Origin of the sequence: Belnapia sp. F-4-1, assembly GCF_000802185.1 — a bacterium.
Classification (GTDB): domain Bacteria; phylum Pseudomonadota; class Alphaproteobacteria; order Acetobacterales; family Acetobacteraceae; genus Belnapia.
Map to the genome: position 1 here is coordinate 3676253 of NZ_KN676113.1, position 13710 is coordinate 3689962.

Genomic DNA, 13710 nt, shown 5'->3' on the forward strand with positions numbered 1-13710 from the left:
TCATTTCACGGTGGCGATATACGAAGCTTAGGTTCCGCTCCAGGCGGCGGGACGGCGGGCGAGGAAGCTCTCGACTCCCTCGTGGAAGTCGCGGCTGGTGAAGCACATGGTCACCAGATCGTCGCCATCGACCTGGCGGGCGGCGAGGCGAAGGCGGCGCATCGCCTCCTTGGTGGCGCGAAGCGTCAGCGGGGCATGGCCGGCGATGGTGCGCGCGAGCGCTTCGGCGCGGACCTGCAAGGCGGCGTGGTCGGGCAGAATCTCGGAGACGAGGCCGATCGCGCGTGCTTCCTCCGCCTCGACGAGGCGGGCGGTATAGATGAGGTCGAGCACGCGGGCCGGGCCGATCAGCGCGGCGAGGCGGCCGTAATTCGCCATCGACAGGCAGTTGCCGAGCGTCTTGGCGATGGGGAAGCCGATGCGGGCATTGCTGGCCGCGATGCGGAGGTCGCAGACGGCGGCGATGGCGGCGCCGCCGCCGGTCGCGGCGCCGGCAATGGCGGCGATGGTGGGCTTCGGGCATTCCTCGAGGGCGACGAGGACGCGGTCGATGCGTTCCTCATAGGCGAGGGCGTCCTCGGGCGTGCGGAACTCCTTGAACTGGGAGATGTCGGTGCCGGCGGCGAAGGCCTTCTCGCCGGCGCCGGTGATGACGATGGCCTTGAGATCGGCATCGTCGGCGGCGCCGAGGGCGATTTCGCGCAGGCGTTCGTACATCGGGAAGGTGAGGGCGTTGCGGGCCTGCGGCCTGTTCAGCGTGACGAAGCCGATGCCGTCGCGGCGTTCGTAGAGCAGTTCATCCATGGACTTGCCTCCCCGGGGGTTCGGGGCAAGGCTAGCCGCATCGAGAGGAGCCTCCAACCATGCTGCCGCTTGCGCGCTTCACCGTGCTCGACCTTACCCGCGTCCGTTCCGGCCCGACCTGCGTGCGGCAGCTTGCGGACTGGGGGGCGAATGTCATCAAGATCGAGGCGCCGGACGAGATCGACACCGGCAAGGGCATGGGCGGGGAGCGGCACGGGCCGGACTTCCAGCATGTTCATCGCAACAAGCGCGGTGTCACGATCAACCTGAAGAATCCGGACGGGCTGGCGCTGTTCAAGCGCATGGTCGAGAAGGCCGATGTGGTGGTCGAGAACTATCGGCCCGACGTGAAGGACCGGCTCGGCATCGGCTACGAGGCGCTGGCGGCGGTCAACCCGCGCATCGTGCTGGGCTCGATCAGCGGCTTCGGGCAGACCGGGCCCTATGCGCGGCGGCCGGGCTTCGACCAGATCGCGCAGGGCATGGGTGGGCTGATGAGCGTGACCGGCCTGCCGGGGCAGGGGCCGGTGCGGGTCGGCATACCGGTCGCCGACCTGACGGCGGGGCTCTATACCGCGATCGGCATCATGGTGGCGTTGCTGGAGCGGGAGCAGACCGGCAAGGGACGCTGGGTGCATACCAGCCTGCTCGAGGCGATGGTTGCCATGATGGACTTCCAGGCGACCCGCTGGACGATGAGGCAGGAGGTGCCGCAGCAGGCGGGCAACGACCATCCGACGACGGTACCGACCGGGCTGTTCCACACCAAGGACGGCATGATCAACCTAGCCGGCGGCGGGCAGGAGATGTGGCGGCGCATCGTCGAGACGCTCGGCATCGAGGAGGGGGCGAAGGACCCGGACTTCGCCACCGACAAGTCCCGCGCGGCCAATCGCGGCAAGACCAATGCGCTGCTGCAGAAGCCGCTGCTGGAGGACACCTCCGCCAACTGGATCGAGCGGCTGAACAAGGCGGGCGTGCCGAGCGGGCCGGTCTATTCGATGGACCAGGTCTTCGCCGATCCGCAGGTGAAGCATCTCGGCATCGAATGGGCCGTGCAGCATCCGGCGCTCGGCGAGCTCAAGCTCGTCAGGGCGCCGATGAACCTCGGCGGCGTGGAGCCGCCGCGGCGGCCGACGCCGGAGCGGGGCGAGCACACGGCGGAGGTGCTGGCGGAGTTCGGCATCGGCGAGGCGGAGCTGGCGGCGCTGCGCGGGAAGGGAGCGGTCTGATGCGCATCGCCTCCGTCCGCGAGACCGTGGCGCCGATCAGCAGCGCCATCGCCAATGCCTATATCGACTTCTCGAAGATGACGGCCTCGGTCGTCGCCGTCACCGTGGAAGACGGGCAAGGGCGCCGCGCCACCGGCTACGGCTTCAACAGCAATGGGCGTTATGCCCAGCCGGGGCTGCTGCGGGAGCGCTTCATCCCCCGCCTGCTGGAGGCGCCGGAGGCGGCGCTCGTCCATGCCGATGGCGGGCTGGAACCGGCCGGCGCCTGGGCGGCGATGATGCGGAACGAGAAGCCGGGCGGGCATGGCGACCGCAGCGTGGCCGTCGGCACGCTCGACATGGCGTTGTGGGACGCCGCCGCCAAGCTGCGCGGCGTGCCACTGTGGCGGCTGCTGGCGGATCGCTACCGGGGCGGCGAGGCGGATGAGAGCGCCTGGATCTACGCGGCCGGCGGCTATTACTACCCGGGCAAGGGCGAGGCGGCGTTGGTCGAGGAGATGCAGCGCTATCTCGACCTCGGCTACAGCGTGGTGAAGATGAAGATCGGCGGCGCGCCGGGCACGCCGCTGCGCGATGCGCTGAAGGAGGATATCGGTCGCATCGAGGCGGTGCTGAAGCTGCTCGGCGGCGACGGTGCGCGTCTCTGTGTCGATGTCAATGGGCGCTTCGGCCTGCATGCGGCGCTCGCCTATGGCGCGGCGCTCGAGCCCTATCGTCTGCGCTGGTACGAGGAGCCGCTCGACCCGCTCGACTACGCGACGCATGCGACGCTGGCCGAGCATTACCGCGGGCCGATCGCGACCGGCGAGAACCTGTTCTCCATGCAAGATGCCCGGAACCTCATCCGCCATGGCGGCCTTAGGCCGGACCGCGACGTGCTGCAATTCGACCCGGTGCTGGCCTACGGGCTGGTCGAGTACCTGCGGACGCTGGCGATGCTGCAGGAGCACGGCTGGTCGGCGCGGCGCTGCGTGCCGCATGGTGGGCATCAATTCGCGCTGAACATCGCCATCGGGCTCGGGCTCGGTGGCAATGAGAGCTATCCGGAGGTCTTCGCGCCCTTCGGGGGTTTCGCCGACAGCACGCCGGTCGAGGAAAGCCGCATCCGCATGCCGGACGTGCCGGGGATCGGCTTCGAGGCGAAGGCCAATCTCTGGGCGGTGATGCGGGAGCTCTGAGCCCCCGCATCCCGGTCACCGCCGGCTCAGGTCCACGACGCCGGCGAAGCCTTCCTCGGTGCCGAAGGCGAGCACCGAGCCGCTGGCATTCCAGCCGAGGGCGGAGATGCCGCCACGGCCGGGGGGCGCCACCGGCACGACCTTGCCCGAGGCGATCTCGGCGATGAGGACGAGCCCGTCGGCGAAGCCGGCGGCCACGACCTCATGCTGCGGGTGGCAGGCGACCGCGCTGCACAGCACGCCGTCGCCGCCGGCCAGCTCGGTCGGGGCCTTGCCCATCGGGCCGCCGCCGAAGAAAGGCCAGATGACGACGCTGTCGGCGCCGCTCGTCGCCAGCCAGCGGCCGCGCGCGGTGAAGCTGAGGAAGCGCGTCTTCGACGGGTAGCCGGACATGCGCATGTGCTGGCTGTCGGCGAGGCGCCAGCCATGCAGCGCATTCTCCTGCATCGCCGTCACCACATGCGTGCCGTCCGGGCTGAAGGCGATGGCGGCGTGGCTGCCCTTCCACTCCAGCACGCGGGGCTTGTCCTCCTTCGCCGCGACGAACCAGAGGCTCGCCCCATTGTAGTGGCTGGCGGCGACGCGCTTGCCCTTGGCATCGAAGGCGATGCCGCCGACGGAGGTCGGGTGCGTCAGTGCCTTCAGCTTGTCGCCCTTGGCATCGAAGAGGTGCAGCTGCTTGCCGACCGAGGCGGCGCGCAGGCCGCTCTCATGCGCGGCGACATGCTCCACCCACTTCATCGCACCCAGCGCGGCGATCTCCGCGACCGTGCCGGCGGCATCGGTGCGGACCAGCCGGCCATCGTCGCCGCCGGTGAGGAAGCCGTCCTTGGCATCGGCGACGAGCGAGAGCACGGCGCCGTCATGCGCCTCGGCGGTCAGCCAGTCGGCGCCGCCGGGCGGGGCGATGCGCAGCGTGCCGTCGCCGAGGCCGAAGCCGCAGGCGCCGCTGCGGTCGAAGGCGAGGCCGACGACCCAGGCACCAAGCTCCTGCGACCGGCCGCGAGCCGAGAGCAGGAAGTCGGCGTCATTGGTCTCGCTCATACCGGGCTCCAGCGCGCGACCTCGGCCTCGGCCTTCGCGCCGTCCTCGACCTGGCAAGCCTCGAAGCCGCGGCGCAGCACCGGACGGTTCAGGTCGCGGCCGATGAAGACGATCTTGGAACGGCGCGGGTCGCCCTCCTTGATCTGGCCGATGTAATCGCCGTCCGCGATCATGTGGACGGCCTGGAAGGCGAAGCGGCGGTCCTCGCCGGCATAGTAGAGGATGCCCTTGGTGCGCAGCAGGTCCTGGCCCTTCTGGGCGAGGAGCTGAGTGATCCAGGCGTTGAACCGCTCCGGGTCGATCGGGCGGGAGACCTCGAAGGAGACGGAGTTCACCGCGGAGTCGTGCTCGTGCTCGTCATCGCCCGAGAGGAAGTCCGGCTCGCGCTCCAGGATGCGGGCAAGGTTGAAGGCGTCGCGGCCGATCACGCTGTCGATCGGCACGTCGGACTTGGTGCTGCGGCGGATCTCGGCATAGGGGTTGATGGCGCGGATGCGGCGCTCGACCTCGGCGGCCTCCTCCGGCGTCACCAGATCCATCTTGTTGAGCACGACGATGTCGGCGAAGGCGATCTGCTCGGCCGCCTCGTGGCTGTCGTCGAGCCGGGCGGGCAGGTGCTTGGCGTCCACCACGGTGACGATGGCGTCGAGCCGGGTCGCGCGCTTGACGTCCTCATCGGCGAAAAAGGTCTGGGCGACGGGGGCCGGGTTGGCGAGGCCGGTGGTCTCGACGATGATGCCGTCGAACTTGCCGCGGCGCTTCATCAAGCCGTTGATGATGCGGATCAGGTCGCCGCGCACGGTGCAGCAGATGCAGCCGTTGTTCATCTCGAAGACTTCCTCGTCGGTATCGACGACAAGGTCGTTGTCCACGCCGAGCTCGCCGAACTCGTTGATCACCACGGCGAATTTGCGCCCGTGGTTCTCGCTGAGGATGCGGTTCAGCAGGGTGGTCTTGCCGGCGCCGAGATAGCCGGTCAGCACGGTGACGGGGACGGGTGAGGCGTCGCTCATTGGAAGGCTCCGCGGAAAGGGAAGGGTCTTGGCCGGGAATATGGGGCGGCCGGGCACGGAGGGCAAAGGGGGGCCGGTGCGCCAGGGGGGGCCGTGCGCCCTCAGCCGCGGCGGAGCGCCATCTTGGCCGCGACGGCGGCGGAAACTAGGGGCTGCAGCAGCACCGGGCGCCGGTCCGGCTCCGCCTCGATGGCACGGGCGGCGGCGGCGGCGGTGATGGCGCCGACCGAGGTGAAGGCTTCCGCGGCCCGGGCCGCGGCGGCCTGGACATCGGGCAGGGCAGGCAGGCTGCGGATATCGGCGATGCTGGCGGCGGCCGCGTCCAGCGCGGCTTCGTCGCGGGCGCGTCGGGCCTCGGGGCCGAATTCCTCCAGCAGGGCGGCGCGGCGGGCGGCATCCAGCGGCTCGGCCGGGCTATGGGCAACGACCAGGCGGCGGAGGGCGGCCTCCAGCACCTCGGCATGAACCGGGCGCGAGATCATGGCGTCGAAGCCGGCCTCGAGGCAGGCGGCTTCCAGCCGCGGCTCGCGCTCGCCGGCCAGGGCGACCACCAAAAGGCGGGAGATGGGCGGCGGCCAGCCGCGCAGGCGCTTCACCGCATCGAAACGGCGGGCGCCGGGGCAGGCCAGATCCTGCACCATGACGTCGATCGGGATGCGGCTGACGGTCCCCATCGCCTCCGCCCAGTCGGCGGCCAGGAGGCAGCGATGTCCGGCCTCCTCCAGCCCCTCGCGGAGCTGGACGGTATCCGCTGCGGCGGTGCCGGCGAGCAGGATGGTGAGCGGCCGGACCCTTGGGTCCCCGGCGCGGGCCCGGCCGAAATCGACCAGGACCGCAGCGGAAAGGACGGGGAAGCCGGGGCCGGCCGCCATGGCGTCAGGCGGCCTCGGCGCGGATCGCATCCGCCAGCGTGCCGTAGAGCCGCTCGACATGCGGCTTCTCGATGATGAGCGGCGGCGAGAGGGCGACGATGTCGCCGGTGACGCGCACCAGCACGCCCGCATCGAAGCAGCGGCGGAAGACGGCGGTGCCGCGGGCGCCGGGCTTGCCCGGGCGCGGCGCCAGCTCGATGCCCGAGATCAGCCCGAAGTCGCGGATGTCGGTGACGTTCGGCAGGCCCTTCAGGCTGTGCGTCGCCTCCTGCCAGAGCGGCTCGATGGTGCGGGCCCGGCCGGGCAGGTCCTCGGCGCGGTGCAGCTCCATCGTGGCGATCGCAGCGGCGGCGGCTAGCGGGTGGCCGGAATAGGTATAGCCGTGGAAAAGCTCGATCCCGGCTGCGGCGCCGTCCACCACCGCGTCGTAGATGCCGTTCCGCACCGCGACGGCGCCCATCGGCACGGCGGCGTTGGTGAGGCCCTTCGCCATGGTGATGATGTCCGGCGTCACGCCGAGCCGCTCGCTGCCGAAATTGGTGCCGATGCGGCCGAAGCCGGTGATGACCTCGTCGAAGATCAGCAGGATGCCGTGCTTGTCGCAGATGGCGCGCAGCCGCTCGAGATAGCCCCGCGGCGGGACCAGCACGCCGGTGGAGCCGGCGACGGGCTCGACCATTACGGCGGCGATGGTCTCGGCACCGTGCAGGGCGACCAGGTTCTCCAGCGCATCGGCCCGCTCCACGCCGTGCTCGGGCAGGCCGCGGGCGAAGAGGTTGGCCTCGATGCCATGGGTGTGCGGCAGGTGGTCGACATAGGGCAGCAGGGCGCCGAACTGCTTGCGGTTGCCGCCGATGCCGCCTACCGACATGCCGCCGAAGCCGACGCCATGGTAGCCGCGCTCGCGCCCGATCAGCCGCACGCGGCTGCTCTCGCCGCGGGCCTTGTGGTAGGCGAGGGCGATCTTGAGCGCGGTGTCGGCGCTCTCCGAGCCGCTGTTGGTGAAGAAGACGCGGTCCATGCCCTCCGGCGTCAGCTCCGCGATGCGGGCGGCGGCCTCGAAGGCGATGGGGTGGCCGAGCTGGAAGGTCGGCGCGTAGTCGAGGATGGCGGCCTGCTGCTGGATCGCCTCCTTGATCTCGCGGCGGCCGTGGCCGGCATTGCAGCACCAGAGCCCGGCGGTGCCGTCGAGGATCTCCTGCCCGTCGGCCGTCGTGTAAAACATGCCCTCGGCCCGGGCGAGCAGGCGCGGGTTGGACTTGAAGTAGCGGTTGTCCGAGAAGGGCATCCAGTAGGCGTCCAGATTGTTGGGACGCGGCACGTTGATCTCGTTCATCAGGCGGGCTCCGGCACGGCTTCCTTATGCTAGGCTCGGGGCGAGAGGAGCGGAAGCCATGGATGGCAGCCTGCACGACCGGGATTTCTTCACCTGGACCCAGGAACAGGCGGCGGCGCTGCGCCGGCTGGCAGCGGCGCGGCCGAACCTGCTGGAGGGGCTCGACCTGCCCAACCTGATCGAGGAGGTGGAGGATTTAGGGGGCGAGCAAGTTGCGAAGGTCCGCAGCCATCTGCCTCAGATGCTGAAACATATGCTGCTGGTCGCCTTTGCGCCGGACGATCAGGCGGTCCGGAGTTGGCGCGGCGAGATCGTCACCTTCCGCGACGACGCGGTCGACCCCTACCGGCACTCGATGCGGCAGGGGCTGGAGCCGCGGCTCGATGGCGCCTGGCGCACGGCCTGTGCCGCCGCCGCCGAAAAGCTCGGCCATCCGCTGCCCGGCCTGCCGGAGGCCTGCCCCTTCACCCTCCACGAATTGCTGGACGAGGCGCTGTCCATCGATGCGCTCCTCGCCCGCCTGACCGCGAAGGACTGACCCATGCCAGAAGGCCGCCTCGTCATCGGCAGCAAGCGCTATTCCTCCTGGAGCTTGCGCGGCTGGCTCGCCGTGCAGCTCGCCGCGCTCGATGTGGAGGAGGTGGTGATCGCCCTCGAGGCAGCGCCCTCGGCCGCGATCCAGGCGGCGACGCCGACCGGCCTCGTCCCCTATCTGGAGCACCGCGGGGCAAAGGTTTGGGAAAGCATCGCCATCGCCGAGTACTGCGCCGAGCAGGCGCCGGGGCTCTGGCCGGAGGACCGGGTGCTACGGGCGCATATTCGCGCCATCGCGGCCGAGATGCATGCCGGCTTCCGCGGGTTGCGGCAGGCGATGCCGATGAATCTCGGGCGGGATTTCGCCGGCGGCGGGCGGACGGCGGAGGCGCTGGCGGATATCGCGCGGATCGAGGCGGTCTGGCGCGAGGCGCGGGCGCTGTCGGGCGGGCCTTTCCTCGGCGGGGCGGGCTTCGGCCTGGTGGATGCGATGTATGCGCCGGTGGTGACGCGCTTCATCACCTGGCGGCCGGAGCTTCGGGCAGAGGCCTGGGACTATGTCGAGGCGGTCCGGGCGCATCCGCTGATGGAGCGCTGGTATGCGGAGGCGGCAGCCGAGCCGGAGGCCTGGCGGCTCGACAAGTACGAGAACCCGCCGCACGCGCCGCACCCGTGACCTCGCCCATCGGGCGGAGCCTCAGGACCTATTACGCGCCGGGGCGGGCGGCGGCGCTCGATGAGTTCCACCGGCGCTTCCTGAAGGCGGGCGAGCTTGGCTTCGATATCGGCGCCCATGTCGGCGACCGGGTGGCGAGCTTCCGGCGCATCGGCGCGCGGGCCGTGGCGGTGGAGCCGCAGCCGCGCCTCGCCCGGCTGCTGCGGCGGCTCTTCGGGCGGGATGCGGGCGTCATCCGCGTCGCGGCGCTGGTGGGCGCCGAGGCGGGCGAGGCGGTGCTGCGGCTCAACCGCGCCAACCCGACCGTCGCCACGGCGAGCGAGGAGTTCATCGCCGCCGCCGATGGCGCGCCGGGCTGGGAGGGGCAGCGCTGGGATGCGGCGCTCACGCTGCCGGTGACGACTCTCGATGCGCTCATCACCGCACATGGGCGGCCGGATTTCGTCAAGATCGATGTCGAGGGCTATGAGGCAGCAGCGCTGGCGGGGCTCTCCACCGCGCCGCGCAGCCTCTCCTTCGAATTCACCACCATCCAGCGCGGGGTGGCGCTGGACTGCCTCGCGCGGCTGGCGGCGCTCGGCTACCGGCGGTTCAACGCCTGCCTCGGCGAAAGCATGCGCTTCGGCCATGCGGCGCCCATCGCCGTGGGGCCGATGGGTGACTGGCTGCGCGGACTGCCGGCCGAGGCGAACAGCGGCGATGTTTATGCCAGCCTGGAGCCCGCGCGCCTCATGGGTTGAGGATACGGCGGAGGGCGTCAGCCATACGGTGCCCACCGTCGTGGCGACCACCACGCCGCCCAGCGCCGGCACGGCGATGCCGTGGTCGAGCAGCTTGGCGACGCTTTTTGGCAGGATGCCGATGGGCGGATGTCCGCCAGCAGCCGCGCGATGACGATTCGGTAGAGCACCAGGGCGACCAGCGGGAAGAAGTCGGCCTGGTACGGGCTCAACGAGCCGTCGCTGGTCGAGGCGGTGAAGTTCGGCAGATCCAGCGCGATGACGGTCAGCGGAATGATGACCGAGAAACAGGCCGCTGCGTCGCGCAGGGTGTGCCGCTCCCCCGGCGGAGCGGGAGGCGGAGCACCATCATGCCCCGCTGCCATAAAGCCAGGTGAGCACGGCGTCATAGCCGGTGAGCGCCCGCGCGCGACGCCTGCCGTCGAGGGGCGCCAGCCCGGCCAGCGCCATGGCGAGGCGCGTCGCAGCCTGGGTGCCGTCGACCAGCGGCACCGGCACATGCGGCTGCAGCACGGGGGCGAGTCCGGCCAGTGGCCCGCCGGCGAGGATCACCACCTCGGCGCCGTCCTGCTCCACCGCCTGGCGGCAGAGGTCGAGGAGGAGGTCGCGGCGCTCCTCCGCCACGCGGCCGGGATCGCCGGCGAATGGCGGGCCCATGCGGAAGCCGCAGCAACGGCTGCGGAGGCCGTTATGGTCCAAGCAATCCTCGAACATTGGGCGAAGGGCGCCGGTGAAGCTCACCACGCCGAAGCGGCGGCCGAGCATGGCGGCGGCGTGGAAGGCAGCCTCGGAGATGCCGATGACGGGGACATCGAGCAGTTCCTTCGCCGCGTCGAGGCCGGGATCGCCGAAGCAGGCGATGATCGCCGCGTCATACTGCCCCCGGCGGGCGGCCAGTGCGGCGAGGGTCGCCGGGCCGGCCACAAGCCAGTCCGCCCGCGTGACGATGAGCGGCAGACCGAACGGGGCGGAGACGGCTTCGATCGCGGTGTCGGGCGGCGCCACCGCCCGGGCCGCCTTGGCAATCCGTTCCGTGACGCTTTCGGTTGTGTTGCTGTTGACGATCAGGATCCGAGTCATGCCGGGAGCATAACCCGCATTCCCCTCAGCTACGACGCACCGGCCCCACGGCAAGCCAGCCGGTGCCGACCGGCATGGCAGTCAACGGCATCGCAGCGCAGGTGTAGAAGGCATGGGCGAGGCCGGCCGCAGGCTCCGCTTCCGGCGCCGGGGCCGCCTCGGCCTGATGGCGCCGCTGCCGCCGCGGGGGGTGCTGGCGGTGCCGCTGCGCCGCCACGCGGCCAAGCAGGGCCGTCGAACCCGGCGCGGCGCCGCAGCCGAGGCCCGGCGAGACCAGGGAAGGCGCAGCAATCTCCGGCGGCGCGGCGATGCCGGCGCTGGGGAGGGCGAAACCGGCGGCGAGAATGGCCAGGGGGAGGGCCTTTCGCAGCATAGCAAGGCGTTTAAGATCCATGGGTTGGGGGCTCCCATTGCTGGCGCGTCTCAACGACAGCGGCCATATCCCCGGAACGTCGATATCTCTCGCCTGTTCCATCCCGTGTCGGTGTAGTCCGATCATAATTGGCCAGGGAACCGATGCCGGTCCCGGCTCTTATCGGGTCCGTCGCGGCCATGTCGGCCGGGACGGCGGCAAGGGGACCGATGGGCGATGGCACCACCGACTGACGATGACGAGGTCGATCTGGGCATCAGCCTGGAAACCGTGGCCACGGTGGTGGACCACGCGCGGGCCCTGCAGGGCACCGAGGAAGCCGACCCGGAGCAGCTGTCGGAGGATGACGACAGCGAGGCGGCGCTGCTGCAGGAAGACCCGGACGACATGACCGAGGAGACGCTCACCGCCTTCATCGACGGGCTGAACCAGGACGAGCAGGCGGCGCTGATCGCCCTGGCCTGGGTCGGACGCGGCGATTACGGTCCGGAGGACTGGGAAGAAGCGGTACGCCTCGCCATTGAGCGGAACGAGCAGATGGCCGCGGGCGCCTACCTTCTCCAGATGGACATGCTGGGCGACCTGCTCGCCGAGGGTGTCGCGGCCTTCGGCCTCTCCATCGAGGATGTCGAACGGTAAAGGCCGGCCGGCCTCGCCTGGGAGTTACGGCGGCAGGGCAGGGCCAGAGCCGCAATCGGCGAGCGAGGTCGCCGTGGTGACGGCGGGCCACCCTCCGGTTGCGACGGATCCCTGCGGGGAGGACAACACGCCGGTCAGGCCGGCGTGCGGGGCAGGGCGGCGATCTCGCGGATCAGCTTCCGCTTCACCGCATTGCCGAAGCTTTGAAAATCCTCGGCGACGACAACGAAGGCGCCCGGGCCGCCGATGACATTCTCTCGGTAATACTCGTCGAGCGGCACCGGCGGCATGCGCCCGAAGGTCGGGCGGTCGTTCACGATGGGTAGGCCGTTGATGGTGATGCCCTCGGCCACCACCCGGTCGCGGGCCAGTTCCACCGGGCCGCCGCTGTTGTTCACCCCATCGCCGGAGACGTCGATCACTCGGCGCGTCGCCTCGAAGGGGGCGTCGTTCAGCACCTTGAGCGAGAAGTCGAGCGCGCCGGAGATCGAGGTCCAGGACAGCGAGGCGCGCGGCGCCTCGGCCAGGCGCTCGGACCAGCCCTGGGCATCGCCGGCGCCGGCGATCCGGGCCCAGGGCAGCACCAGGCGCTGATACTCGGCGCCGGCCCATTCGACATAGGCGAGGCCGATGGCGCCCATCATGCCACCGCGGATCGCCTCCACCACCACCGGGTCGGAGACGGCGTTGCGGTAGCCCTCGCGCTGGAGCCGGGCCTCGTCCTCATCAACCGAGCGGGAAACGTCGACGGCCAGGACCAGCAGCACGTCCACCGGGTCGCCCTCGGCGCGGGCGAGACGGGGAGTGAGCGCAGCCGCGGCCAGCAGGGCACGGCGGCCGAGCCGAGGGGGGGTGGAGCACGGCACGACCGTCGCCTCCTTGACGCTGGACCGTCATGGAAGCGCGGCCGCGGTCAACGGTTCAAGCACGAACCGCCAAGGAAATGATTACAGCCCGGCGATCACCGCGGCGGCGACGCGGGCGACATCCTCTTCGGCGAGGTAGGGATGCATGGGCAGCGAGAGCACCTGATCGCAAAGGCGCTCGCTGACCGGCAGCGGCGGCACGCCGCCTGCGATGCCCTCCGCATGGGCCCCGGCATAGGCCGGCTGATGATGCAGCGGCTTCGGGTAGTAGATGGCCGAGGGGATGCCGGCCGCCTTCATGCTGTCCTGCACGCGGCCACGGGCGGCTGCATCGGGCAGGACCACGGTGTAGATGCCCCAGGCGCTGCTGGCGCCCGCCGGCACCCGCGGTGTCTGGACCCGGCCGGCGAAATGCGCCTCGTACCAGGCGGCGGCACGGGCGCGGGCCTTCAGCTCGTCCTCCAGCAGCGGGAGCTTGGCCAGCAGGATGGCGGCCTGGATGGAGTCGAGCCGCCCGTTCATGCCGGTGCGCTGCACCTCGTAGCGGGTCTTGCCCTCGCCATGGGTGCGGAGCGAGCGGTAGAGCTCCGCCCGCCCGGCATCGTTGGTGAGGATGGCGCCGCCATCACCGTAACAACCAAGGGTCTTGGTCGGGTAGAAGCTGAGCGCCGCGGCATCGGCATGGGTGCCGAGGCGGCGGTCGCCGAGCGCGCCACCGAAGGCCTGGGCGGCATCGTCGAGGGCGAACATGCCGTGCCGTGCGCAGAGCGCCTCGATCGCGGGCCAATCGGCCGGCAGGCCGTAGAGGTCGACGCCGACCACGGCGCGGGGGCGGAGGCGGCCCTCCTTCTGTACCAGGGCGAGGCGGCGCTCCAGGTCGGCGAGGTCGATGTTGAAGCTGCCCTCCTCGACATCGACGAAGACCGGCGTGGCGCCGAGCACCAGCGGCACCTCGGCCGTCGCCGTGTAGGTGAAGGCGGGGAGGAAGACGGCATCGCCCGGCCCGATGCCCTCGGCCATCATGGCGATCTGCAGGGCGTCCGTGCCGGAGGAAACGCCGACCGCATGCTTCGCGCCGGAGAAGGCGGCGAGCCCGGCCTCGATCTGGTCCACCTCGGGGCCCTGGATGAAGCGGCCGTGGTCGAGGATGCGGGCTATGCCGGCATCGATTTCGGCCCGGATCAGCGCCTGCTGGGCCTTCATGTCGAAGAAGGCGATGGGGCGGGGTGCGGCTGTGCTCATGGCGGGGGATTAGACCGGCCGGGCGGGCGGGACAAATCAAGGCGCGTATCGAAGCGCAACATCGCCCGGGGGCGTGGGTTC

Annotated in this window: 16 protein-coding genes; 6 read left to right on the forward strand and 10 right to left on the reverse strand. The window is 70.8% G+C overall.

Features of this window, described 5'->3' with window-relative positions; all coding sequences use genetic code 11:
- Positions 1–27: 27 nt before the first annotated feature.
- Entirely contained in the window at positions 28–804 is a 777-nt protein-coding gene (locus tag LH62_RS17385; RefSeq protein ID WP_043363341.1) for an enoyl-CoA hydratase, read from the reverse strand.
- 59 nt (positions 805–863) lie between these two features.
- Here LH62_RS17385 and LH62_RS17390 point away from each other — a divergent pair, with 59 nt between their 5' ends.
- Entirely contained in the window at positions 864–2036 is a 1173-nt protein-coding gene (locus tag LH62_RS17390) for a CaiB/BaiF CoA-transferase family protein (RefSeq protein WP_043363342.1), read from the forward strand.
- Positions 2036–3214, forward strand: coding sequence for a mandelate racemase/muconate lactonizing enzyme family protein (locus LH62_RS17395; RefSeq protein WP_043363344.1), 1179 nt, complete (start codon positions 2036–2038; stop codon positions 3212–3214). The genes LH62_RS17390 and LH62_RS17395 overlap by 1 nt, the downstream gene beginning before the upstream one ends.
- Positions 3215–3229: 15 nt before the next feature.
- Here LH62_RS17395 and LH62_RS17400 read toward each other — a convergent pair whose 3' ends face one another.
- The 4 genes from LH62_RS17400 to LH62_RS17415 all read right to left on the reverse strand — a co-directional run bounded on the left by LH62_RS17400 (position 3230) and on the right by LH62_RS17415 (position 7479).
- Positions 3230–4258 (reverse strand): WD40 repeat domain-containing protein, encoded by a 1029-nt coding sequence (locus LH62_RS17400; protein WP_043363345.1) that lies wholly within the window; start codon positions 4256–4258, stop codon positions 3230–3232.
- Complete coding sequence (locus tag LH62_RS17405) at positions 4255–5271, reverse strand: GTP-binding protein (protein ID WP_052214626.1); 1017 nt, start codon at positions 5269–5271, stop codon at positions 4255–4257. Before LH62_RS17405 ends, LH62_RS17400 begins: the two co-directional genes overlap by 4 nt.
- A 101-nt stretch (positions 5272–5372) precedes the next feature.
- Complete coding sequence (locus LH62_RS17410) at positions 5373–6143, reverse strand: response regulator (RefSeq protein ID WP_043363346.1); 771 nt, start codon at positions 6141–6143, stop codon at positions 5373–5375.
- Positions 6144–6147: 4 nt separating this feature from the next.
- A complete protein-coding gene (locus LH62_RS17415) occupies positions 6148–7479 on the reverse strand; it encodes an aspartate aminotransferase family protein (protein WP_043363347.1) in 1332 nt (443 codons plus the stop codon).
- 58 nt (positions 7480–7537) lie between these two features.
- Between LH62_RS17415 and LH62_RS17420 the strand changes: the two genes are divergently transcribed.
- The 3 genes from LH62_RS17420 to LH62_RS17430 are packed head-to-tail and all read left to right on the forward strand — an operon-like array spanning position 7538 to position 9429.
- Positions 7538–8017, forward strand: coding sequence for a DUF29 domain-containing protein (locus LH62_RS17420; RefSeq protein ID WP_043363349.1), 480 nt, complete (start codon positions 7538–7540; stop codon positions 8015–8017).
- A gap of 3 nt (positions 8018–8020) precedes the next feature.
- Positions 8021–8689: a glutathione S-transferase gene (locus LH62_RS17425; protein ID WP_043363350.1), complete on the forward strand. Its 669-nt coding sequence runs from the start codon at positions 8021–8023 to the stop codon at positions 8687–8689.
- Positions 8686–9429 carry an FkbM family methyltransferase gene (locus LH62_RS17430; protein ID WP_043363352.1) on the forward strand — a complete coding sequence of 248 codons (744 nt, stop codon included), beginning with the start codon at positions 8686–8688 and terminating at the stop codon, positions 9427–9429. Before LH62_RS17425 ends, LH62_RS17430 begins: the two co-directional genes overlap by 4 nt.
- Positions 9430–9446: 17 nt before the next feature.
- Here the strand turns inward: LH62_RS17430 and LH62_RS30375 are convergent, their stop codons facing one another.
- From LH62_RS30375 to LH62_RS17440, 3 genes are read right to left on the reverse strand one after another with little or no spacing between them, the layout of a single operon-like run.
- Positions 9447–9794, reverse strand: a complete 348-nt coding sequence (locus tag LH62_RS30375) for a hypothetical protein (RefSeq protein WP_144404517.1) — start codon at positions 9792–9794, stop codon at positions 9447–9449.
- The gene (locus LH62_RS17435) at positions 9778–10509 is read right to left on the reverse strand and encodes an aspartate/glutamate racemase family protein (protein ID WP_043363354.1); all 732 of its coding nucleotides are present in this window, start codon (positions 10507–10509) and stop codon (positions 9778–9780) included. Before LH62_RS17435 ends, LH62_RS30375 begins: the two co-directional genes overlap by 17 nt.
- A gap of 25 nt (positions 10510–10534) precedes the next feature.
- Positions 10535–10882 carry a hypothetical protein gene (locus LH62_RS17440; protein ID WP_043363355.1) on the reverse strand — a complete coding sequence of 116 codons (348 nt, stop codon included), beginning with the start codon at positions 10880–10882 and terminating at the stop codon, positions 10535–10537.
- A gap of 216 nt (positions 10883–11098) precedes the next feature.
- Here LH62_RS17440 and LH62_RS17445 point away from each other — a divergent pair, with 216 nt between their 5' ends.
- A complete protein-coding gene (locus LH62_RS17445) occupies positions 11099–11521 on the forward strand; it encodes a DUF3775 domain-containing protein (protein ID WP_043363356.1) in 423 nt (140 codons plus the stop codon).
- A gap of 134 nt (positions 11522–11655) precedes the next feature.
- Here the strand turns inward: LH62_RS17445 and LH62_RS17450 are convergent, their stop codons facing one another.
- Positions 11656–12387 (reverse strand): DUF1194 domain-containing protein, encoded by a 732-nt coding sequence (locus LH62_RS17450; RefSeq protein ID WP_082012630.1) that lies wholly within the window; start codon positions 12385–12387, stop codon positions 11656–11658.
- 81 nt (positions 12388–12468) lie between these two features.
- The gene (locus LH62_RS17455; RefSeq protein WP_043363357.1) at positions 12469–13629 is read right to left on the reverse strand and encodes a DegT/DnrJ/EryC1/StrS aminotransferase family protein; all 1161 of its coding nucleotides are present in this window, start codon (positions 13627–13629) and stop codon (positions 12469–12471) included.
- Positions 13630–13710 lie beyond the last annotated feature (81 nt).